Source organism: Streptosporangium sp. NPDC001681 (assembly GCF_040298085.1).
Lineage (GTDB): Bacteria > Actinomycetota > Actinomycetes > Streptosporangiales > Streptosporangiaceae > Streptosporangium.
The window spans coordinates 50,360-71,385 of sequence record NZ_JBEOZN010000042.1 but is presented as its reverse complement, the minus strand read 5'-3'; the positions used below and the strand labels follow the sequence as shown (position 1 = coordinate 71,385).

Here is a 21,026-nt window from a genome sequence, read left to right as displayed (position 1 = left end):
ACTACCTTCGGCTACTTTCTGCTCCATGAATCCCCCCTCCCCCCCCCCCCGCCCGCCCCCCGCGCCCCCCGCCCCCGGCCGCCCCCCCCCCCCCCGCGCCCGCCCCCCCCCCTGCCCGCAGACTCAGCCGGTCGGCTTGACCAGCGGGAACAGGATGGTCTCGCGGATGTTCTTACCGGTGAAGGCCATGATGAGGCGGTCGATGCCGAGCCCCATGCCACCGGTGGGCGGCATCGCATATTCCAGTGCGGTGAGGAAGTCCTCGTCAAGCTGCATGGCCTCGGCGTCCCCGCCCGCGGCGAGCAGGGACTGCTCGGTGAGGCGGCGGCGCTGCTCGACCGGGTCGACCAGCTCCGAGTAGGCGGTGCCGAGCTCGGTGCCGAACCCGATCAGGTCCCACTTCTCGGTGAGGAGCGGGTTGTCACGGTGCTGGCGGGTCAGCGGGGAGGTCTCCACCGGGTAGTCCATGACGAACGTGGGCTGGATGAGCGTGTGCTCGACGAGCGCCTCGAAGATCTCCTGGACGAGCTTGCCCTGGCCCCACTTGGCATCCCAGTGGATCTCCCGGGCGTCCGCGAGCTTGCGTACGTACTCCAGGGGCGTCGCGGTGGTGATCTCCTCGCCCAGTGCCTCCGAGACCGACCCGTAGAGGGTGATCCGCGGCCACTTCGCCAGGCCGAGGTCGATCTCCTGCCCCTGGTGGACGACCACGGAGTGGCCGAGGGCCGCCACGACCGCCTTCTGGATCATCCGCTGGGTCAGGTCGGCCATGTCGTTGTAGTCGAGATACGTGCCGTAGGCCTCAAGCATCGTGAACTCGGGGTTGTGCGTGGAGTCCGCGCCCTCGTTGCGGAAGTTGCGGTTGATCTCGAAGACCTTCTCGATACCGCCGACCACGAGCCGCTTGAGGTAGAGCTCGATCGCGATGCGAAGGTAAAGCTCCATGTCGTAGGCGTTGATGTGGGTCTTGAAAGGCCGGGCCGTGGCTCCACCGTGGATCGGCTGGAGCATCGGCGTCTCGACCTCCAGGTAGCCCTCCTCGTGCCAGAAGTCACGGATGGACCGCACCACGGCGCTACGGGTGTAGGCCAGCTTCCTGGCCTCGTCGTTGACGATGAGGTCGACGTAGCGCTGGCGGACCCGCGCCTCGGGGTCGGTGAGCCCGGCGTGCTTCTCCGGCAGCGGGCGCAGGCACTTCGAAGTGATCGCCCAGCGGTCGGCGAGGATGGACAGCTCCCCCCTGCGGGAGGTGATGACCTCACCCTCGATGCCCACGTGGTCGCCGAGGTCGACGTCGCGCTTCCACGAGGCCAGTGCCTCCTCGCCCACCTTGTCCAGGGAGATCATGACCTGGAGATCGCCGGAGCCGTCGCGGATGGTGGCGAAGCAGAGTTTGCCACCGGTCCTGGACAGCATCACGCGGCCGGTGACGCCCACCTTGTCGCCCGTCGCGGTGTCAGCGGAGAGATCGGCGTATTTCTGGCGGATCTCGGCGTTGGTCGCGGTGCGCGGGAAGTTCACCGGATAGGGGTCGACGCCCTCGGAGCGGAGGCGGTCGAGCTTCTCCCGGCGCACGCGCATCTGCTCGGGCAGATCCTCGGCGGGGTTGGTCACTTCATCGGTCACAGTTCCAAAGGGTACCGATGTGGCGAACCTCGTGAGGTCGCCGACCGCCGGAGGCCGGAGAGGACTCCAGGACGCCGCGGTGCTCTCCGGGAACCGCGGCGCCCGCCGGCCGCGACACCGCGCTCAGGGCGGTGTCACGACGCTCCCGGGTGGCGTCGCGGCGTTCCCGCGGGTGTCACGGCACCGGTGTCGCAACGCTCTCAGGTGGCGTTGCGGTGGTAGATCAGGCGCAGCCCGATCAGCGTGAGCCAGGGCTCGTGCATGTCGATCGAGCGCGCCTCACCGGTCACCAGCGGCGCCGCGCTGCCGGTGGCGACCACCGTGACATCGTCGGGGTCGGCGGCGAGCTCGGCCGCCATCCGCTCGACGATCCCGTCCACCTGACCGGCGAAGCCGTAGATGATGCCGGCCTGAAGCGCCTCGACGGTGTTCTTGGCGATCACGGAGCGGGGGCGGACCAGCTCCACCTTGTGCAGCTGCGCTCCCGCCGCGGCGAGCGCGTCCACCGAGATCTGGATGCCGGGGGCGGTCACCGCGCCGACGTACTCCCCCTTGGCGGAGACGGCGTCGAAGGAGGTCGCGGTCCCGAAGTCGACGATGACGCACGGCCCGCCGTACAGCTGGATGGCCGCCAGCGCGTTGACGATGCGGTCGCTGCCGACCTCCTTCGGGTTGTCCATCCGGACCGGCACCCCGGTGCGGACGCCCGGCTCGACGATCACCGCCGTCACGTCGCCGTAGTAGCGGCGGCACATCTCGCGCATCTCGTTGAGCACCGACGGGACGGTGGAGCAGATCACGATGCCGTTGACGTCTGTGCCCTTGAGCAGCGGTGACTGCCCGAGCAACCCCTGGAGCACGACGGCGATCTCGTCCGCCGTACGCCGGGCGTCCGTGGCGATCCGCCAGTGCTCGATGACGTCCTCGCCCTCGAAGAGGCCGAGAACGGTGTGAGTGTTGCCGACGTCAATGGCAAGCAGCATCAGTTCCCCCGAAGGTCCAAGGCGATGTCCAGCGCCGGCGCCGAGTGCGTGAGCGCGCCCACGGCAAGGTAGTCAACACCTGTTTCGGCCACATCACGAGCGAGTTGGAGGGTCAGCCCTCCGCTGGACTCCAGCCGCGCCCTGCCGTCCACCAGCCGTACGGCCCGTACCAGCTCCTCGACCGTGAAGTTGTCCAACAGGATCTCCTCCGCTCCCTCAGCCAGCACCGGCTCGATCTGGTCGATCCTGTCGACCTCGACCTCGATCGGCAGGCCGGGGTAGGCGTCACGGACCGCCCGGAACGCCTCGGCGACCCCGCCGGAGGCCACCACGTGATTGTCCTTGATCAGCGCGGCGTCCGAAAGTGACATGCGGTGATTGATACCACCGCCGCACCGGACCGCGTACTTCTCCAGGGCGCGCAGTCCCGGCAGCGTCTTGCGGCTGTCCCTGATCCGGGCGCCGGTCCCCTCGACGGCCTGGACCCACCTACCGGTCAGGGTCGCGATACCGGACAGGTGGGTGAGCAGGTTGAGCGCGGTGCGCTCGGCGGTCAGCAGGTCCCTGGTGGGGCCGGTGACGGTCATCAGCACGTCGCCCCCGGCGACGCGCTCGCCGTCCTTCACCCTGCGCTCGGCCGTCAGACGGCCTCCGCTGAGGTAGGAGAACGCGCCTTCGGCCACGGCCAGCCCCGCGACCACGCCGTCCGCGCGGGCGACCACGTCGGCGGTGTCGCGTCGGTCCGCCGGGATGGTGGCGATGCTGGTGACGTCACCCCCCGCCACGTCCTCGGCCGCCGCGGCCTCAAGGAGCGCGACCACCCCGACCGGGTCAAGACCCGCCTCGGTGAGATCGTTCTCCACCTGCGGCGGCAGCACGGTCGCTCGTCGCCCGTGCGGTACGTATGTCATGGTCGGTCCCTCCGCTGTCAGGGTCACATCGAGGTGGCCCAGCCACAAGGCGTCGTCTCTCTCGGAAAAGTCCTCGCGCCAGTGCGACCCCCTGGTCTCCTGGCGGGCGCGGGCGGCCGCCACGAGCGCGGAGGCGACCGTCAGCAGGTTGGTGGTCTCCCACGACTCGGTACACGGCTCGACCGCCACCGGGGTCCACCTGAGGTTCAGCAGGGTCCTGGCGGCCTCTCCCAGCGACTCCCGGCTGCGCAGCACGCTCGCCCCCCGGCTCATGTGCCCCTGAATCCTGACCCGGGCCCTGGGGTCGATCAGGCCGGTGGGGCGGTCGTCGGGCACCGGTTCGCCGGCTACCGTCCGCCCTTCGCGAACATCGGCGTGGATGTCGGCGGCGATGCGCCCGGCGAAGACCAGCCCCTCGAGCAGGGAGTTGGAGGCCAGCCGGTTGGCGCCGTGCACGCCGGTGCACGCGACCTCACCGCAGGCGTACAGACCGGGCACGCTGGTACGGCCGCGCAGGTCGGTGCGGACGCCGCCGCTGGCATAGTGGGCGGCGGGGGCGACGGGGATGAGCTGGGTGACCGGATCGACGCCGTGCTCCAGGCAGACCGCGTGGATCGTCGGGAAGCGGGTGCGCCACTTCTCCTCGCCGAAGTGGCGGGCGTCGAGATACACGTGGTCGGCGCCGGTGGCGTGGATCCGCCGCATGATCGCCTTGGCCACGACGTCACGGGGGGCGAGGTCGGCCAGCTCGTGGACGTCCCGCATGAACCGGGTGCCGTCCGCGTCGACCAGTACCGCGCCCTCGCCCCTGACCGCCTCGGAGATCAGCGGCTGCTGGCCGCTCGCGTCCTCGCCGAGCCAGAACACCGTCGGGTGGAACTGGACGAACTCCAGGTCCCTGACGACGGCCCCCGCCCGCAGCGCGAGCGCCACCCCGTCTCCGGTGGAGACGACGGGGTTGGTGGTGGCGGCGTAGACCTGGCCCATGCCGCCGGTGGCCAGCACCACGGCCCTGGCCGTGACCGCGCCCACCCCGTCGTGCTCGCCCACGCCCATGACGTGCAGGGTCACCCCGGCGGCGCGCCCCTCGGCGTCCTTGAGGAGGTCGAGTACGAGGGCGTGCTCGATCACCTCGATCCCCGACTCCCGGACCGCCGCCACGAGTGCCCTCTGCACCTCGGCCCCGGTGGCGTCGCCGCCCGCGTGCACGATGCGATCGCGCCGGTGGCCGCCCTCCCTGGTGAGCTGGAGCTCCCCGGCCTCGTCGGTGTCGAACCTGGCGCCCATCGCGATCAGGCCGCGCAGCGCGTCGGGCCCCTCGGTCACCAGGACCCGGACGGCCTCCTCGTCGCAGAGGCCCACCCCCGCGAGGAGCGTGTCGGACAGATGCTCGGCGGGGGTGTCCTGCGGATCGAGCACCGCGGCGATGCCGCCCTGGGCCCAGCGGGTGGACCCGGACGACAGGACGTCCTTGGTGACGACCAGGACCTTCGCCTCGGAGTCCAGGGCGGCGTACCGCAGTGCCAGGGTGAGACCCGCGATGCCGGAGCCCACCACGACCACGTCCGCCTGGACCGTCCATCCCGGAGCGGGAGCGGTCAACCTCTGGGGTATGGCCGGGATGCTCATTGCCGCCTCCTCGCGGAGTCATAGAGGCCGTTCATTTCGTCAGCGTGACGATAACGCCATCCCCGGCGCGGCTGTTCCCCGGGGTAGGACATTTCACTCACTCCCGGAACCACAGTGCCTCTGGGCCGTGGGCGGCCGGAACGGGAACCCACCGGCGGGAGATTCGCGCGCGGGTGAGCGGTGCCCCCGCCTGCCGGGCGCACGGCGAACCCCCGCGCGAGGAACCGGGCGCCACCGCGTCGCGGGAGAGCCTCCGGAACTCAGCGAAGGGTGAGCGTGACGTTGTCGATCAGCCGGGTGGACCCCACCCGCGCGGCCACCGCGAGGATCGCCTCGCCCGCGTGGTCGTCGCCGACCTCGGCGAAGGTCGCGGGGTCGACCAGGACCAGGTAGTCGACGGCCAGCGACGGCTCGGCCGCCAGAACGGCGAGCGCGGTCCGGCGGATCTCCGCCGGCGTGCGCTGCCCGGCCCCCGCGTGCAGAGCGCGGGACAGGGCCAGACCGGCCACCCGGTCCTCCGGCGACAGGTAGCGGTTGCGGCTGGACAGCGCCAGCCCGTCCGGCTCGCGGACCGTGGGCGCCCCGACGACGGAGACCGGCAGATTCAAATCGGCGACCATCCGGCGGATCATCGCGAGCTGCTGGGCGTCCTTCTGCCCGAACACCGCCACGTCCGGCTGGACCAGGTTGAACAGCTTCAGCACCACGGTCAGCATGCCGTCGAGGTGCCCCGGCCGGAACTCTCCCTCGACGATCGAGCCCATCTTCCCCGCGGAGACGCCGACCTGCCTGTCCGGCAGGTACATGTCCTCGACCGACGGGGCGAACACCACATCCACCCCCTCGGCCTCGCAGACCTCCAGGTCGGCATCAAAAGTACGGGGATAACGGGAAAAATCCTCGTTTGGGCCGAACTGGAGCGGGTTCACGAAGATGCTCACCGCCACGTGGGCCGCCCTCTGCCGGGCCAGCCGGATGAGCGAGCGGTGTCCCTCGTGCAGCGCGCCCATGGTCGGCACGAGCGCCAGCGCGCTCCCGCCCCCGGAGGCACCCACGCCGATCCCCAGGGCCTCCCGGGCCTTGAGCAGCCCTGCGCGGTCGTCCGCCACGATCAATGGAACCTCCCGGGGGTGCTCCGGCCGACCGGCCGGAGAGGGGTGACGTTCATCGAAATTCCTGGAGAGTGGAGACCCCCGACCTCAAGCGTACGGAGGGAGAGAACAGCACCGACCGGCTCCCCCCGGCAGACCGACCCCCTCCTCAGGCCGGCGGCCGGGAAGACCCACGGCGTCGACCGGCCCCTCGCCGGACCGGCACCCTCGTCAGGCCGACCCCCTCCGCCGTGTTCGGCGAGGAGACCGCCGGGTTCACCCGGCAGGTGAATCGCTTCCCTGTCACGGTTCCGGTGTTCGAAACGGTCAGGGCCGGGCTGCCGCTCCCCTCGGGGAGCGGGGAGTCATCGGACCGGTTTCCTCCGTCAGGCCGGTGGCCGAGGGGGGCTCAGGTCCATACGTTGCCCCCCAGGGCGTCCAGAAGGCGTTCGGCGGCCTCGGGCTTGAGCAACCCGGCCGCCAGCGCCCGGTCGGCCGTGAGCCTGGCGAGCGCCACGTAGGCGTCCGCGGCCTCCGGGGCCGCGAGGATCAGCGCGTCCACGTGCCTGCGGACGGTACCCGCGTCACCGCGCACCACCGGGCCGGTCAGCCCCGAGATGCCGAGCCTCAGCACGTTCTCCAGCGCCGCGCCGAGCAGCGGGCCGAGCATCCGTCCCGGCTGCTCCACGCCGATCTTCTCCAGCAGTTCGGAGGACTCCGCGATGAGCGTCACCATGTGGTTGGCCGCTCCCGCGAGGGCCGCGTGGTAGAGCGGCCTGTCCTTGTCGGCGATCCAGACCGGCTCGCCCTCCATCTCGATGACGAGGGCCTCGGCCACCGGGCGGAGCCCTTCGGGCGCGGTCACCCCGTAGGAGATGCCGGTGAGGCGACGCAGGTCGTCGTCACGGCCCGTGAAGGTCATCACGGGATGCAGCGCCAGCGGCAGCGCTCCGGCCCTGATCGCCGGATTGAGCACGGCCAGGCCGTACGCGCCGCTGGTGTGCGCCACCAGCTTGCCCCGCAGGTTCGCACCGGTCTCCACCAGGCCGGAGACCAGCTCGGGCAGCACGTCGTCGGGGACCGTCAGCAAGACGAGGTCCGCTCCGGCCACCACGTCCTCGGGCCGTACGGGGACGAGCCCGAGGCGCTCGACCGCACGCTCCCTGGAGGCGTCGGAGACACCGCTCGTCGCGACGATCCGGTGTCCCGCCCTGACGAGCGCCGCGCCGAGCGCCGAACCGACCCTGCCCGCTCCAACCACTCCGACGGCCAGCCGTGCCGGGCGATCGACTGCGTCCATGACGTCACGTCCTTCGACCATGTGGGGCTTCGTGCCTGATTGACCAGCGTAACGGGCCGCGCCGCCGCAACCGCGTCAAGACGCGGGTTCCGGCGCGACGGCCCTGTTCCACCCCGGGAGCCCGGAACCGGGCCCCCGAGAGCGCATGAGACCCGCCAGAGGGCCGGAGAGTCCGGCTCGCCCGGCGATCCAGGTGACAGCGCGTCAACCCCGCCGAGATCCCCGAACCGGGCGACACAGACCGTACGGGGTCCACGCAGAGCCGGAAAACCCGGCCCACACGGCGATCCAGGTGGCGACGCGCCGACCTGGCATCAACAAAGATCATGCGAGCCGATGACAGAATGCAGTCATGCACTCAGCCGAAGCGTCAGCGCGAGTTGATCTCGTTCCTCCGCCTCGGCGGGTAGCGTCTGAGAGTGTGTGGCTCACCTGGCGCGCCGCGATGGAGCACGCGCTCTACGGCGAGAGCGGTTTCTACCTCCGCGAACGACCCTCCAGTCACTTCCGGACCTCGGTCGGCGCCTCCCCCGTCTTCGCCGAGGCCGTGCTGCGCGAGTTGACCTCGGTTGACGAGGTGCTTGGCGGCCCCGAGGTGCTCGACCTGGTCGACATCGGCGCCGGTGAGGGCTTGCTGGCGGCCGGGGTGCTCGCCGCCGCACCGCCCGCGCTGCGGTCGAGGCTCCGAGTGACCGCGGTGGATCTGGCGGCCAGGCCGCCGGCGCTGCCCAAGGAGATCGTCTGGGTAAGGGCCGCGCCGGACGGGATCTGCGGCCTGGTGATCGCCAACGAGTGGCTGGACAACGTTCCCGTCGACATCGTGGAGCAGACCGCCGACGGGCCCCGGCTGGTCCTGGTCAACGTCACCGACGGTGAGGAGCGGCTCGGTGGCAGACCGGCCGAGGCGGATCTCGCGTGGCTGGCCCGCTGGTGGCCGATGCGCGCCACCGGTGAGCGGGCCGAGATCGGCAGGCCACGCGACCGGGCCTGGGCGTCGGTGATCGTACGGTTGGCACGCGGCCGGGCGATCGCGATCGACTACGCCCACTCCCTGGCCGACCGGCCGCCGTACGGCACGCTGGCCGGATACCGCGACGGGGCGATGGTCGCGCCGGTGCCCGACGGCTCGTGCGACATCACCGCCCACGTGGCGCTCGACGCCTGCGCGGCCGCCGGCGAGAGCGCCGGGGCCGTCACGACGGCGCTGACCACGCAGCGGGAGGCGCTGCGCGCTCTCGGCGTCACCGGGAACCGCCCGCCGGTCGAGCAGGCCAGGATCGACCCGCGCGGCTACCTGCACACCCTCGCGCGGGCCTCCGAGGAGGCGGAGCTGATCGCCCTCGGCGGCCTCGGCGGCTTCGGCTGGCTCTCCCAGACCCGCCTCTGAAAAGACCGCCCACCCGCGGCGAACACCTCGAACCGATCGCTCTGAAAAGACCGTTCGGTCCCGGTGAACACCTCGAACCGATCGCCGCCGGGGCCCGGCGGCTCCGTCCGGCTCCGTCCGGCTCCGGACTCGACGACCGCCGGGCTGTCGGAAGTGGCCCGATCCACCCGGCCGGGGGAAGCCGAGCAAAGATCCTTTCGCCTCGTAGGGTCTATGCCATGAGCACTTTCCCGACACACGCCGTTCCCGCCGAACGCATGGCCTCTCTCCAGCTGGCCGTCCAGAACTCCGCCGCCTTCTGGACGGCTCTCGCCCAGACCCGGGGAAGCGAGCTGATCCGCCGCCCCGGCTTCCTCTGCTCGGACGGACGCGAGCGCGGCGGGCTGCGGATCCTGCTGCTCTCCCCGGACCCCGGTCCGGACGATCTCGCCGAACTGACGGACCTGGCCCGGCGCCGGCTTTCCGACGGGGTCGTCGTCGAGGATCCGTTCGGCTCGGTCGACATGAGCGCTCTGGGCCTGCCCTCGGGACAGCTTCCCGTCATGATCCGCCACCCCGGTCCGCTCCCCGCGCCGCCGGCCGTGGAGGTCATCCACGTGGAGACGGTGGAGCAGCTGCGGACCGCGGAAGGCATCGTGGTCCACGGATTCCCGCTGACCAACTTCCAGCCCTACCGCCCGGGGGACGCCTTCTCCAAGGACCTGCTGGGCCACCCTGGAGTCGATCTGTTCCTCGCCGCGCGGGACGGGGTGCCCGCCGGGGCCTGCATGACCGTCGTCGACGGTACGGTCGGCGGGACCTACTGGGTGACCACCCTGCCAGAACACCGCTCCCACGGAGTCGGACGGGCGCTCATGCACGCGGTCCTGGCACACCTGGGGGACCTCCCCGCCACCCTGACCGCGGCCAAGGCCGGCAAGCCGCTCTACGACTCCCTCGGCTTCGACACCATCACCGATGCGACCTGGTGGATGTGACGGGGTCCCGGGCAACGGACCCCCGCCTGAGAGCCGAGCTGCGGGACCGGTCAAAAGTACGGCCGAGACGGTGCGAACCCTGCTTTTGACCGATGCCCGGTACCGGACCGGGTCCGCAGGATGCCCCCATGCCAAACGAAGACTCCCCTCCGGTGCCGAAGGCCGAGGATCCGGCCGAGCGTCACGGCGGCGGGCCGGCGCGCCCACGTCGGGCCGACGGCCGAAAAACCCCCGCGACGTCCTCCCCCGGCCGCCCGCGTATCGCCGCGCTCGACGTACTGCGCGGGTTCGCGCTGTGCGGGATCCTGCTGGTCAACGTCAAGCCGATAGCCAACATCGACGTCGGCCACGTGGTCGTGGATTCGCCGGCGGACCCGGAGGGCGCGTGGCTGGGGCTGCTCGTCGATCAGCGCTTCTTCCCGATCTTCTCCCTGCTGTTCGGCATCGGCTTCTCACTGCTGCTGAACTCCGCCGTGGACCGCGCCGCCGCCCCTCGGACACTCCTGCTCCGCCGGCTCCTGGTGCTGCTCGGGGTGGGCCTGGCGCACATGTTCCTGCTGTGGCGGGGCGACATCCTCACCGTCTACGCCGTCATCGGCCTGCTGGTGCTGCTGCCCTCGACCTGGCTGCCCCGGTGGGCCGTGGCCGGCCTCGCCCCCGTGCTCCTCGCGGCACCGTTGATCGCCGGCCAGAACGGGATCGTGCTGGTCCCCGGGCTGTTCCTGCTGGGCTCGGCCCTGGTCAGGTACGGGGTGATCGACCGGATGGAGCAGTCCACCCGGGTACCGGCCGTGCTGGGCCTGGTCTTCGCGGCGGGGGCGGTGCCCGCCCTGTGGTGGCAGGTCGGCCTGGCCGGCGACACGAACGACCCGGGTTTCGGCCTCTCGATGGCCGTGGCCGGGTTGCTGCTCGCGGGAGTGTACGTGTGCGTGTTGCTGGTCCTGCTCAGGACTCCGCTCCGACCGGCACTGCGGGCCGTCTTCGCACCACTGGGCCGGATGGCGCTGACCAACTACCTGACCGCCACGATCCTGGTGCTGGCGGCCGGTCGCGTCCTTGGCGGCTCGCCGGAAAGCTGGGCCCTGGCGACCGTGTTCCTGATCGCCGGCGCCATCCTCTCCGCCCAGTGGCTCCTCTCCACCCTCTGGCTGCGCCGATACCGCTACGGCCCCCTCGAATGGCTCTGGCGCTGGGCCACCTGGGCCCAGCGCCCGCCCTTGCGCCGCTCCCCCTGACGGGCACCGCGCGCGAGCCGGTTCAGACCCGCACGTCCAGGGCGGTGAGGCCACGGATGACGTACCCAGGGCCCCAGCCGGGCTCGGCGGCGAGTTCCAGCTTCGGTGCCTTGCGGAGCAGGGCGCCGAAAGACTCGATCAGTTCGATCCTGGCCAGGGGGGCGCCCAGGCAGAAGTGGATGCCCGCGCCGAAGGAGATGTGCGGGTTGTCCACCCGGCCGACGTCGAAGCGGTCGGGGTCGGTGAAGACCTCGGGGTCCCGGTTGGCCGAGCCGAACAGCAGCGCCACCTCGGTGCCGCGCGGGATGTCCACCCCGCCGACGGTGATGTCCTCCAGGACCCAGCGCTCGAACATCTGCAGCGGGGTGTCCCAGCGCATCATCTCCTCGATCGCGGTGGGCAGCAGGCCGTGGTCGGCACGGAGCCGCTCCAGCTCGCCCGGGTTGCGGAAGAGCGACCACCAGCCGTTGCCCGTGACGTTGACCGTGGCCTCGTGCCCGGCGTTGAGCAGCAGCACGCAGGTGCCGACCAGCTCCTCCTCGGTGAGCTTGTCGCCCTCCTCGGCCACCAGGGCGAGCGCGCTGATCAGGTCGTCGCCGGGGTTCGCCCGGCGGGCGCGGGCCAGCTCGACGAGGTAGGCGGAGAACTCCTCGGCCGCGCGTACCGCGGTGTGCTGGGCCTCGACGGAGGGGTTCAGCTCGTACATCCCGCAGATGTCGGCGGACCAGGGGCGGAGCAGGTGCCGGTCGGCCTCGGGCACGCCGAGCATCTCCGCGATCACGGTCACCGGGAGCGGTTCGGCGACCTCGGAGATCAGGTCTCCACCGCCGCGTTCGACGAAACGGCCCACCAGTCCCCCGGCGATCTCGGCGACCTTGGGGCGGAGCGCCTCGACCATGCGCGGGGTGAACGCCTTGGAGACCAGGCGCCGGAGCCGGGTCTGCACCGGCGGCTCGACGTCGAGCATCCCGGCCCTGACCACCCGCCAGAACGGGTCCTGGAACTCGGGGTCGTCGGGCCTGCCGAACTCGGCGTGGGTCGCCACGTGCAGGTAGGAGCGGCCGAGCCGACGGTCGCGCAGCAGCGCGTTGACGTCGGCGTGCCGGGCGACCAGCCACTGGCCGGTCGGTTCAAAGAAGCTGACCGGCCGCTGCCGCCTCAGCTCGTCGTAGACGTCGTACGGATGGGCGACGAATTCCGGATTCCAGGGATCAAAGCGCACACGGACATCGTAATGTCGCCCCATGCGTCAATTGTCTGTTCCGCCCCCTGGAGCTGGGCAGACGGATGCCCGGTGGCCCCAGCGCCATCGCCTCCTGAGGCTGAACCGTCCGCCGACGTTCGACAGCCCGCCACAGGCCGCTACACCTCGGTCGGGCTGTCCGATTTCTCCGGCTGGGCCGTCTTGGTGCGCAGCCGGATGTTCAGCAGCTCCACGATGAGCGAGAAGGCCATCGCGAAGTAGATGTAGCCCTTGGAGATGTGCTGCCCGAGGCCCTCGGCGATCAGCACGACGCCGATCAGCACCAGGAACGACAGGGCGAGCATCTTGATGCTCGGGTGCTTGTCCACGAAGCGGCTGATCGGGCCCGAGGCGAAGAGCATCACCAGGACCGAGACGATCACGGCCGCGACCATGACACCGAGCTGGTCGACCATGCCGACCGCGGTGATGACCGAGTCGAGGGAGAAGATGATGTCCAGCAGCATGATCTGGGCGATCACCGAGCCGAAGGAGGCCGCGACCTTGGCGCTGCCGTGCCCGGTCTTGCCCTCGATGCTGTCGTGCATCTCGATGACGCTCTTGCCCAGCAGGAAGAGACCACCGGCGAGCAGGATGAGATCCCGTCCCGAGATCGGCTGGCCGAGGACCTCGAAGAGCGGCGATGTGAGTTTCACCACCCACGCCAGCGCCAGCAGCAGCGCCAACCGGCTGACGAGGGCCGCGAGGAGGCCCAGTCTGCGCGCCTTGTCGCGCTGCTCGGGCGGGAGCTTTCCGGCCAGGATCGAGATGAAGATGATGTTGTCGATGCCGAGCACGATCTCCAGGGCGACGAGGGTGACGAACCCTATCCAGATCTCCGGGTTGGTCACCCAATCCAACATCCGTGCCTCCAACCGGTTCCACTTGATCACCACCGGCACGACGAGACCCGTCGTTCGGCATTATTCAGCCACTACCAGGACAAACATCACCAGCCGCCCGGCTCCACCAGGCTCACTGCCCAGACGAACGGGACTCCTCATGAGTTCCCGAACATGAGAGACAGCACTTGCGAATTCCCGCCAGACGTCGGTTATAGTTCCCCCGTAGGTCATGAGTGCCAGTGACAAGCCCCGGCTCGCTGGCCGGCAACCCTCGCGTCCGCGGCGGGGTGCCCCGGGTGAGGACCTGGTCCGGCACGAGGTGTGCCGGACAAGCGCGGGCTCCAGGCACCTATGCCATGGGTTGGGGTCCGATGACCTCGAAGGAGCCCTGGCGTGTCCGCACTGACGATCTTCACCGCCACCGCCGCCGACGCAGCCGACGCGGCCACCCCCGCGACCGCCCTCGGGACCACCCCGGTGACCGTCCCCGCGACCCGTACGTCCGGCGACCGGCCGATCCCCGCCGTGCTCGGCTCCGACCTGGAGGTTCCGGTCAGGGGCGGCAGGCTCGTCCGATACGCCAACCTCGACTACGCCGCGAGCGCCCCCTGTCTGGAGCCGGTGAGCGCCGCCGTCGCCGCCGCGCTCCCGGCGTACTCCAGCGTCCACCGAGGCGCCGGGTACGCGTCCCAGCTGACCACGGCCCGCTACGAGCAGGCCAGGCAGACGGTACGCGCCTTCGTCGGTGCCCGTCCCGACGACTCGGTGATCTTCACCAGGAACACCACGGACGCGACCAACCTGCTGGCCCGCAGTCTGCCTGAGGGCACCACCGCCGTGGTCTTCGACACCGAGCACCACGCCTCGCTGCTGCCCTGGGAGCGCGCCCTGCGGCTGCCGGCCCCCGCCTTCCCCGGCGAGGCGGTCCGCGCCGCCGACGAGGCCCTGGCCTCGGTCGAAGGCCCCAAGCTGCTGGTCGTGACCGCCGCCTCCAACGTCACCGGGGAGCTCTGGCCGATCGCCGCGCTGGCCCACATCGCCCACCGCCACGGCGCCCGCGTCCTCGTCGACGCCGCGCAGCTCGTCCCGCACCGCCGCCTCAACCTGACCGCGCTCGACCTGGACTACGTGGTCTTCTCCGGCCACAAGCTCTACGCCCCGTTCGGCACCGGCGCGCTGATCGGCCGTTCCGACTGGCTGGCCGACGCCGAGCCGTACCTGCGGGGCGGCGGGGCGGTGAAGGCGGTGAACGACGACGAGACCGAGTGGCACGACGACCCCGAGACCCGTCACGAGGCCGGAACCCCGAACGTTCTGGGCGCCATCGCGCTGGCCGCGGCCTGCGACGCCCTGACCGCCACCGGCTGGACCCCGCTGGTCCGCGAGGAGGAGCGCCTCCTCGACCGGCTGCGCGCGGGCCTCGCCTCCGTCCCCGGCGTGCAGGAGCTGTCCCTGTGGGGGCCCGACCATCCGCGCGTCGGCATCGTCTCCTTCGTGGTGGACGGCCGCACCGCCCGCGAGGTCGCCGAGGCCCTGGCCGGCGACTACGGCATCGGCGTCCGGGACGGCAAGTTCTGCGCCCACCCCTTCGTACGGCACCTGCTGGACGCCAAGGACGGCGGCTGCGACGACCCCACCGCCTCCGCGGTGCGCGCCTCCATCGGCATCGGCACCACCTCCGAGCACGTCGACCGGCTGATCACCGCACTGCGGGATCTTGCCTCGCGCGGCTGACGTGACAGCATAGGCATATGAACGAGCCTCGCCGTGAGCTGAGCGTGGGGATGGGGGCGGGTGCCGCCGCCGTGCGGGAAGCGCGCGGCAAGGAGCTCGCGACCGAGGACATGATCCTCAACATCGGGCCGCAGCATCCGTCCACGCACGGGGTGCTGCGGCTGCGGCTCACCCTGGACGGGGAGCGGATCAGCTCGGCCGAGCCGATCGTGGGCTACATGCACCGAGGCGCGGAGAAGCTGTTCGAGGTGCGTGACTACCGGCAGATCATCGTGCTGGCCAACCGGCACGACTGGCTGTCGGCGTTCGCCAACGAGCTGGGCGTCGTCCTCGCGGTGGAGCGGATGCTCGGCATGGAGGTGCCGGTCAGGGCGGTCTGGACACGCACGCTGATGGCCGAGCTCAACCGGGTGCTCAGCCACCTGATGTTCCTCGGCTCCTACCCGCTGGAACTCGGCGCGATCACCCCGGTGTTCTACGCGTTCCGGGAGCGCGAGACCCTCCAGGCCGTGATGGAGGAGATCGCCGGCGGGCGGATGCACTACATGTTCAACCGGGTCGGCGGCCTGAAGGAGGAGCTGCCCGAGGGGTGGCTGGGCCGGGTCGCGACGGCCGTGGCCGACGTGCGGCGACGGCTGCCGGACATCGAGAACCTGATCGCCGGAAACGAGATCTTCCTCGCCCGTACCCGCGGGGTGGGCGTGCTGGACCGCGAGACGGTCATGCAGTACGGCGTGAGCGGCCCGATCGCCCGCGCCTCCGGCGTCGACCTCGACCTGCGCAGGGACGAGCCCTACCTCGCCTACGGCGAGCTGCCGGTGAAGGTGGTCACCCGCTCCGCCGGAGACTGCCATGCCAGGTTCGAGGTGCTGCTGGAGCAGGTGAAGGTCTCCCTGGACCTGGCGGACGCCTGCGTGCGGCGGCTCCGCGAACTGCCCCAGGGGCCGATCAACCAGCGCCTGCCCAAGGTGCTGAAGGTCCCCGAGGGCCACACCTACGCCTGGACGGAGAACCCGCTCGGCCTCAACGGCTACTATCTGGTCTCGCGCGGGGAGAAGACACCGTGGCGGATGAAGCTCCGGTCCGCCTCCTTCAACAACGTCCAGGTGCTGCGCGAGATGCTCCCCGGCAACCTGGTCTCCGACATGGTCGCCATCCTGGGCTCGATGTTCTTCGTCGTCGGCGACATCGACAAGTGAGGCACGGTCAGGAGCACATGATCGAACCCGGCAGGGACCAGGAGAAGGCGACTCCCCCGATGACACCCGCGTCCCCCGCTGATCCCGGCGGTTCTCCGACCGGAGGCAGGCCACCGCGGGACCGGTACGTCGACTGGTTGCGCGCGTTCAGCCTGCTCGTCGTGGTGCTCTGGCACTGGGCTTTCACGATCCTCCAGTGGGGGCCGGACGGCCCCTCGCCGACGAGCCCGCTGGGCTTCACCTCGGGGCTGTGGATCCTGACCTGGCTGCTGCAGGTGTTGCCGCTCTTCTTCTACGTGGGCGGGTACGTCCACCTACTGTCCTGGAACCGCGCCCACGAGCACGGGATGGGCATCGGCACCTTCGTGTGGCGGCGCATCCGCGGCCTCGCGATCCCGACGCTGGCGCTGGCCGGAACCTGGATCGTGCTGGGCGTGGTCGTGACCTGGGCGTTCGGGATCAAGTGGATGAACCGGGTGGTCCTGCTCGTCATCAGCCCGCTCTGGTTCATCGGCGTCTACCTCATGCTGATCGCCCTGCTCCCGGTCGCGCTCTGGCTGCACCGGCGCTTCGACGTGCTGATCCTGATCTGGCTGGCCGGGGCCGCGCTCGTCGTCGACGTGCTGCGACTGCGCTATGGGTACGAGGCCGTGGGCTGGCTCAACATGATCATTGTCTGGGGGCTGGCCCACCAGGCCGGGTTCTTCTACGCGAGGGTGGTGGCGCTTCCCCGCCGCTTCGACGTCGCCATCCTGTGGACCGGGCTGTTCGCGCTCTTCGGCCTGGTCTACTCGGACATCTACCCGGGTTCGATGGTCGGCGTGCCCGGCGACAAGCTGTCCAACATGGCACCGCCCACCTTCGTCATCGTGGCGTTGTTGATCTTCCAGATCGGCCTGGTGGAGGTGCTGAGGCCGGCCATGGAGCGCCTGCTCGACCGTCCCAGGTGGCAGCGCGTGAACGAGACGGTCAACCGGTTCGCGCTCCCGCTCTTCCTCTTCCACACGACCGGCATGGCCATCTGGGTGGCGCTGACCTGGTGGCTGGCGGGCAGCGGGCCGGGCAGCCGGGGCCGGCCCGACCTGCTCTGGTGGCTGGAACGCCCCCTGGCCGTCGCCGGAGCACTGGTGTGCACCCTCCCGGTCATCATGCTCTTCGGCCGGAAGTGGGCCAGGGGGCGCTGACGCGTCCGCTCAGCGGTCGTCGTCCGCGGAGTCCTTGGGCACCTTGCAGCAGTACTCCAGGTACAGGGCCGCGCAGACCAGCAGCACGCACACCAGCATCGACCCGCCGGTGATGAAGAAGTCCTGACGGGGCACCCTCTGGTCGAGCAGTTCGGCGGTGTAGAGGGTGAATCCGGCGAAGAGTCCGGCGAAGACCGCCCCGGCGTACGCGGAGGCCTTGGCCAGGGCCGCCAGCCGGGCCACCGCCAGGGGATCGACGGGCTTGGTGTCGGGCCTGCGCTCGATCCTGGCCTTCGTCATCCACCCGCTGTAGGCCTCGCCGATCGCCAGCACGAGCACCGTCGGGATCGCCGTCCACGGCACGGTCGGCAGGGACACGTAGAGCGGCTTGAGCAGCGCCCAGGTGAGGATGGTGACCACGACGAAGAGCCCGACGAGGACGCCGGGACGGCTGGGCCTCACCCGGACCCCTGGAGGGCCAGCTCGGGGCGGGGCCGCACGTAGTCCTGGTCGAGACCGGCCAGCAGATCGGCCACCCGGCGCCCGGACAGGACGGCGTCCGGATCGGCCCGCACCCACGGGACCAGCACGAACGCCCGCTCGTGCGCCCTGGGATGCGGCAGGGTCAGGTCCGGGTCGTCCATGACGACGTCTCCCACGGTGATCAGATCGACGTCCAGGGTGCGCGCTCCCCAGCGCTCCACCCGGACCCGGCCGAAGGCGTTCTCCACACCTTGAGCACGATCGAGGAGGGCCAGGGGTTCCAGCACGCTCTCGGCGATCACCACCGCGTTGAGGTAGGCGCCCTGCTCCGGGCCGCCGACCGGGTCGGTCTCGTAGACCGGCGACACCGCGACGAGCGTGAGCCCCGGCTCGGCGAGGAGGGCGTCCAGCCCACCCCGCAGGGTGCCGAAACGGTCGCCCAGGTTGCTGCCGAGCGCCAGGACCACCCTCATGCCCGGCTCCGGGTGATCGTCACGATCACGTCGTCGAACGGCAGCGGGATCGGCGCGGCGGGCTTGTGCACGCTCACCTCCGCCGACCGGACGAGCTCGCGGGCCAGGCAGACATCGGCCAGGCGCTGAGCCAGGGTCTCGATCAGGTCGACCGGCTCGCCCGCCACGACCCTCGCCAGATCCTCGGCGAGCTCGCCGTAGTGAACCGTCCTGCCGAGGTCGTCGCCGGCCGCCGCGGGCGCCGTGTCGAGGAAGAGCGTGACGTCGACGACGAACTCCTGGCCGAGCTCCCGCTCCGCCGCCAGCACGCCGTGCCGCCCGCGCACCCGCAGCCCCTTCAGGCTGATCCGGTCCGCCACCCGGTCCGACGGCAGGCCGTACGCCGCACCTGCCGGATCCCCCGGTGGGTCCTGGAGTGAATCGCCGATCAGGTCGGCGACGCCGTCGTTGATCCGCAGGGGCTCCTGGTCGTGGGATCCGTCACCGGCCCGTACCCCGGCCGCCCTGGAACCGTTCCCGCCGGGCCGTTCGCCGGTGCGCTCGCTCACGCCACCTCCTCTTCCTCTTCGTCGTCGTCACCCTGCAGCACGGGCGAGCCGTGGTGCAGCCAGAGCCGCCACCCCGCGGACGTACGCACGAAGGTGTTGCTCGCCACCACCTTGCCCGCGGCGAAGCTGGAATCACCCTCGTCTCCCGCGGTGAGGATGTTCTCCTCACAGGTGAGGATGGCGACGTCGCCCAGGACCATGACCCGGACGTCGGTCAGCACGAACTGGATGTAGGGCGTGTTGGCCATGATGAGCGCCCATGAGCGCAGCACCTCCTGCCGGCCGTTCACGATCGGCCACCCGGGGTGCACGCAGCTCACCTGCTCGCCATCGATGTCCTCGGCCCAGATCTCGGTCATCTTGTCGAGGTCGGCGTCCTCGATGGCGGTGTAGAAGGCCTGGTTGACCGTCTCGACGGCGGTGGTGTCGACGCTCATGGTCTCGCTCTCTGAACTGCGGCAGCCACACGGACGGCGTCCGCGTTCGGGCGGACATCGTGCACGCGCACGCACCAGGCCCCCGCCTGGGCGACGAGGGCGGTCACGGCGAGCGTGGCGTCGTCACTGCGGCTGAAAGGACGAGGCGTGCCGTCCGGGGCGGCCAGCAGGCGCCCCAGGAACCGTTTCCGCGAGGCCCCGACGAGCAGCGGATAGCCCAGCTCGGCGAGCCGGTCGAGGCCCGCGATCAGAGCCCAGTTGTGGTCGGGGTTCTTGGAGAAACCCAACCCCGGGTCGAGCACGATCTGTTCCTCCGCCACCCCCTCGGCCAGCACGGACTCGACCCGCTTGGTGAGCTCCTGGCAGACCTCGGTCACCACGTCGCCGTACACGGCCCTGTCCTGCATGGCGTGGCTGTGCCCCCGCCAGTGCATCACCACGTACGGCACGCCGGAGGCGGCCACGACCCTGGGCATCGCCGGGTCGGCCAGCCCTCCGCTGACGTCGTTGACCAGCTTCGCCCCGGCCTCCACCGCCACCTGGGCCACCTCGGCCCGCATGGTGTCGACGCTGACGGCGACCCCCGCGCGGCTCAGCTCCCTGATGACCGGCTCGACCCTGGCCACCTCCTCCTCCAGCGGCACCCTCGCGGCGCCCGGCCTGGTGGACTCGCCCCCCACATCGACGATGTCGGCCCCCTGCTCGACCAACTCCAGGCCGTGACGCACGGCCTCCGCGGGGTCGAACCATCGGCCGCCGTCGGAGAAGGAGTCGGGAGTCACGTTGACCACGCCCATCACGAGACACCGGCCCACGTCCGGCAGCCCGGGCACACTCCACGTAGTCATGCGGACAAGCCTAGGCGTTGTGCACCGTCCGCCCGTCTCGCGGGTCCGGCTTGTGCCACCACGAATTCGTACACCCGTCACGGAGCGGACGGCCTTCGGTCGGGGTATCCGGCCTGCATGCGTCCTCCTCCGGGGGGACCCTGGGGCGTGTCCGCCGCGATCCGAAGATCACAGAGCACCCGGTCCTGCCGGGTATGGCGATATTAGCCGGATCAAGGTTGGCTTGGGGGATTTCTCTGGGCGGTAACGCGGAACCCCGTCCGTGCCGCCGAAGGGCGGTCCGGACGGGGTTCCGTGGATGCTCTGCGAGATCAGCGGATGATCAGGGCCATCGCCTCGGCGCGGGTCCTGTCGCTGTCGCGGAAGCTTCCGCGCACCGCCGAGGTGATCGTCTTGGCACCGGGCTTGCGGACGCCCCGCATGGTCATGCAGAGGTGCTCACACTCGATCACGACGATGACCCCGCGCGGCTCCAGCACGTCCATGAGCGCGTCGGCGATCTGGGAGGTCATCCGCTCCTGCACCTGGGGACGCCTGGCATAGACGTCGACCAGGCGGGCGAGCTTGGACAGGCCGGTGACCTGCCCCTTCTCGTTGGGGATGTAGCCGACGTGGGCCACGCCGTGGAACGGCACGAGGTGGTGCTCGCAGGTCGAGTAGACCTCGATGTCGCGAACCAGCACCATCTCGTCGTGGTCGACGTCGAAGACCGTGGTCAGGACGTCCTCGGGGGTCTGCCCCAGCCCGGCGAACTGCTCCGCGTAGGCACGGGCGACCCGGGCCGGGGTGTCCCGGAGACCGTCGCGGTCGGGATCCTCACCGATGGCGATGAGGATCTCGCGGACCGCACTCTCCAGCCGGACCGTGTCGACCGGAAGTGGCTTGACACTCAC

The 21,026-nt window shown here is 70.7% G+C and carries 19 protein-coding genes and 1 riboswitch; of the genes, 6 read left to right on the top strand and 13 right to left on the bottom strand.

What is annotated here, in order from left to right; all coding sequences use genetic code 11:
* Positions 1–123: 123 nt before the first annotated feature.
* The 5 genes from lysX to ABT130_RS20650 all read right to left on the bottom strand — a co-directional run bounded on the left by lysX (position 124) and on the right by ABT130_RS20650 (position 7,540).
* Positions 124–1,626 (bottom strand): bifunctional lysylphosphatidylglycerol synthetase/lysine--tRNA ligase LysX, encoded by a 1,503-nt coding sequence (lysX, locus tag ABT130_RS20670; RefSeq protein WP_350957399.1) that lies wholly within the window; start codon positions 1,624–1,626, stop codon positions 124–126.
* A 200-nt stretch (positions 1,627–1,826) separates the two neighbouring features.
* On the bottom strand, positions 1,827–2,609 hold the full coding sequence (locus ABT130_RS20665; RefSeq protein WP_350925619.1) for a type III pantothenate kinase: 783 nt from the start codon (positions 2,607–2,609) through the stop codon (positions 1,827–1,829).
* Complete coding sequence (locus tag ABT130_RS20660) at positions 2,609–5,149, bottom strand: L-aspartate oxidase (RefSeq protein WP_350957397.1); 2,541 nt, start codon at positions 5,147–5,149, stop codon at positions 2,609–2,611. The genes ABT130_RS20665 and ABT130_RS20660 overlap by 1 nt, the downstream gene beginning before the upstream one ends.
* A 260-nt stretch (positions 5,150–5,409) precedes the next feature.
* Positions 5,410–6,237 carry a pantoate--beta-alanine ligase gene (gene panC / locus ABT130_RS20655; RefSeq protein WP_350957406.1) on the bottom strand — a complete coding sequence of 276 codons (828 nt, stop codon included), beginning with the start codon at positions 6,235–6,237 and terminating at the stop codon, positions 5,410–5,412.
* A gap of 412 nt (positions 6,238–6,649) precedes the next feature.
* Positions 6,650–7,540 (bottom strand): Rossmann-like and DUF2520 domain-containing protein, encoded by an 891-nt coding sequence (locus tag ABT130_RS20650; protein WP_350925615.1) that lies wholly within the window; start codon positions 7,538–7,540, stop codon positions 6,650–6,652.
* A gap of 421 nt (positions 7,541–7,961) precedes the next feature.
* Between ABT130_RS20650 and ABT130_RS20645 the strand changes: the two genes are divergently transcribed.
* From ABT130_RS20645 to ABT130_RS20635, 3 genes are all read left to right on the top strand, one after another.
* Complete coding sequence (locus ABT130_RS20645; protein WP_350957394.1) at positions 7,962–8,927, top strand: SAM-dependent methyltransferase; 966 nt, start codon at positions 7,962–7,964, stop codon at positions 8,925–8,927.
* Between the two features lie 218 nt (positions 8,928–9,145).
* A complete protein-coding gene (locus tag ABT130_RS20640; RefSeq protein ID WP_350957392.1) occupies positions 9,146–9,904 on the top strand; it encodes a GNAT family N-acetyltransferase in 759 nt (252 codons plus the stop codon).
* Between the two features lie 128 nt (positions 9,905–10,032).
* On the top strand, positions 10,033–11,139 hold the full coding sequence (locus ABT130_RS20635; protein WP_350925609.1) for a DUF418 domain-containing protein: 1,107 nt from the start codon (positions 10,033–10,035) through the stop codon (positions 11,137–11,139).
* Between the two features lie 22 nt (positions 11,140–11,161).
* Here the strand turns inward: ABT130_RS20635 and ABT130_RS20630 are convergent, their stop codons facing one another.
* The gene (locus ABT130_RS20630; protein ID WP_350957389.1) at positions 11,162–12,361 is read right to left on the bottom strand and encodes a cytochrome P450; all 1,200 of its coding nucleotides are present in this window, start codon (positions 12,359–12,361) and stop codon (positions 11,162–11,164) included.
* Between the two features lie 140 nt (positions 12,362–12,501).
* Positions 12,502–13,245 carry a TerC family protein gene (locus ABT130_RS20625; protein WP_350925605.1) on the bottom strand — a complete coding sequence of 248 codons (744 nt, stop codon included), beginning with the start codon at positions 13,243–13,245 and terminating at the stop codon, positions 12,502–12,504.
* A 207-nt stretch (positions 13,246–13,452) separates the two neighbouring features.
* Positions 13,453–13,568: riboswitch (SAM riboswitch) on the top strand.
* Positions 13,569–13,620: 52 nt separating this feature from the next.
* Between ABT130_RS20625 and ABT130_RS20620 the strand changes: the two genes are divergently transcribed.
* The 3 genes from ABT130_RS20620 to ABT130_RS20610 are packed head-to-tail and all read left to right on the top strand — an operon-like array spanning position 13,621 to position 17,344.
* Positions 13,621–14,961, top strand: a complete 1,341-nt coding sequence (locus ABT130_RS20620; protein WP_451935214.1) for an aminotransferase class V-fold PLP-dependent enzyme — start codon at positions 13,621–13,623, stop codon at positions 14,959–14,961.
* A 17-nt stretch (positions 14,962–14,978) separates the two neighbouring features.
* Entirely contained in the window at positions 14,979–16,160 is a 1,182-nt protein-coding gene (locus tag ABT130_RS20615; RefSeq protein ID WP_350925603.1) for an NADH-quinone oxidoreductase subunit D, read from the top strand.
* A gap of 17 nt (positions 16,161–16,177) precedes the next feature.
* Positions 16,178–17,344: an acyltransferase family protein gene (locus tag ABT130_RS20610; protein WP_350957386.1), complete on the top strand. Its 1,167-nt coding sequence runs from the start codon at positions 16,178–16,180 to the stop codon at positions 17,342–17,344.
* 9 nt (positions 17,345–17,353) lie between these two features.
* On the opposite strand, the gene ABT130_RS20605 is transcribed toward ABT130_RS20610, so the two are convergent.
* From ABT130_RS20605 to folE, 6 genes are all read right to left on the bottom strand, one after another.
* On the bottom strand, positions 17,354–17,806 hold the full coding sequence (locus ABT130_RS20605; RefSeq protein WP_350925599.1) for a DUF3180 domain-containing protein: 453 nt from the start codon (positions 17,804–17,806) through the stop codon (positions 17,354–17,356).
* On the bottom strand, positions 17,803–18,300 hold the full coding sequence (gene folK, locus ABT130_RS20600) for a 2-amino-4-hydroxy-6-hydroxymethyldihydropteridine diphosphokinase (protein ID WP_350957384.1): 498 nt from the start codon (positions 18,298–18,300) through the stop codon (positions 17,803–17,805). Before folK ends, ABT130_RS20605 begins: the two co-directional genes overlap by 4 nt.
* The gene (gene folB, locus ABT130_RS20595; protein ID WP_350925727.1) at positions 18,297–18,659 is read right to left on the bottom strand and encodes a dihydroneopterin aldolase; all 363 of its coding nucleotides are present in this window, start codon (positions 18,657–18,659) and stop codon (positions 18,297–18,299) included. Before folB ends, folK begins: the two co-directional genes overlap by 4 nt.
* A 185-nt stretch (positions 18,660–18,844) precedes the next feature.
* A complete protein-coding gene (locus ABT130_RS20590; protein WP_030905684.1) occupies positions 18,845–19,285 on the bottom strand; it encodes a nuclear transport factor 2 family protein in 441 nt (146 codons plus the stop codon).
* On the bottom strand, positions 19,282–20,133 hold the full coding sequence (folP, locus tag ABT130_RS20585) for a dihydropteroate synthase (protein ID WP_350925594.1): 852 nt from the start codon (positions 20,131–20,133) through the stop codon (positions 19,282–19,284). The genes ABT130_RS20590 and folP overlap by 4 nt, the downstream gene beginning before the upstream one ends.
* A 311-nt stretch (positions 20,134–20,444) precedes the next feature.
* Positions 20,445–21,026: a GTP cyclohydrolase I FolE gene (folE, locus tag ABT130_RS20580; RefSeq protein WP_350925592.1), complete on the bottom strand. Its 582-nt coding sequence runs from the start codon at positions 21,024–21,026 to the stop codon at positions 20,445–20,447.

Excerpts from the sequence above, each read along its gene's own strand:
- ABT130_RS20665 (WP_350925619.1), bottom strand. The coding sequence starts at position 2,609 with ATGCTGCTTGCCATTGACGTCGGCAACACTCACACCGTTCTCGGCCTC.
- ABT130_RS20660 (WP_350957397.1), bottom strand. The coding sequence starts at position 5,149 with ATGAGCATCCCGGCCATACCCCAGAGGTTGACCGCTCCCGCTCCGGGA.
- ABT130_RS20650 (WP_350925615.1), bottom strand. The coding sequence starts at position 7,540 with ATGGACGCAGTCGATCGCCCGGCACGGCTGGCCGTCGGAGTGGTTGGA.
- ABT130_RS20640 (WP_350957392.1), top strand. The coding sequence starts at position 9,146 with ATGAGCACTTTCCCGACACACGCCGTTCCCGCCGAACGCATGGCCTCT.
- ABT130_RS20635 (WP_350925609.1), top strand. The coding sequence starts at position 10,033 with ATGCCAAACGAAGACTCCCCTCCGGTGCCGAAGGCCGAGGATCCGGCC.
- ABT130_RS20625 (WP_350925605.1), bottom strand. The coding sequence starts at position 13,245 with ATGTTGGATTGGGTGACCAACCCGGAGATCTGGATAGGGTTCGTCACC.
- ABT130_RS20615 (WP_350925603.1), top strand. The coding sequence starts at position 14,979 with ATGAACGAGCCTCGCCGTGAGCTGAGCGTGGGGATGGGGGCGGGTGCC.
- ABT130_RS20610 (WP_350957386.1), top strand. The coding sequence starts at position 16,178 with ATGATCGAACCCGGCAGGGACCAGGAGAAGGCGACTCCCCCGATGACA.
- folK (WP_350957384.1), bottom strand. The coding sequence starts at position 18,300 with ATGAGGGTGGTCCTGGCGCTCGGCAGCAACCTGGGCGACCGTTTCGGC.
- ABT130_RS20590 (WP_030905684.1), bottom strand. The coding sequence starts at position 19,285 with ATGAGCGTCGACACCACCGCCGTCGAGACGGTCAACCAGGCCTTCTAC.
- folP (WP_350925594.1), bottom strand. The coding sequence starts at position 20,133 with ATGACTACGTGGAGTGTGCCCGGGCTGCCGGACGTGGGCCGGTGTCTC.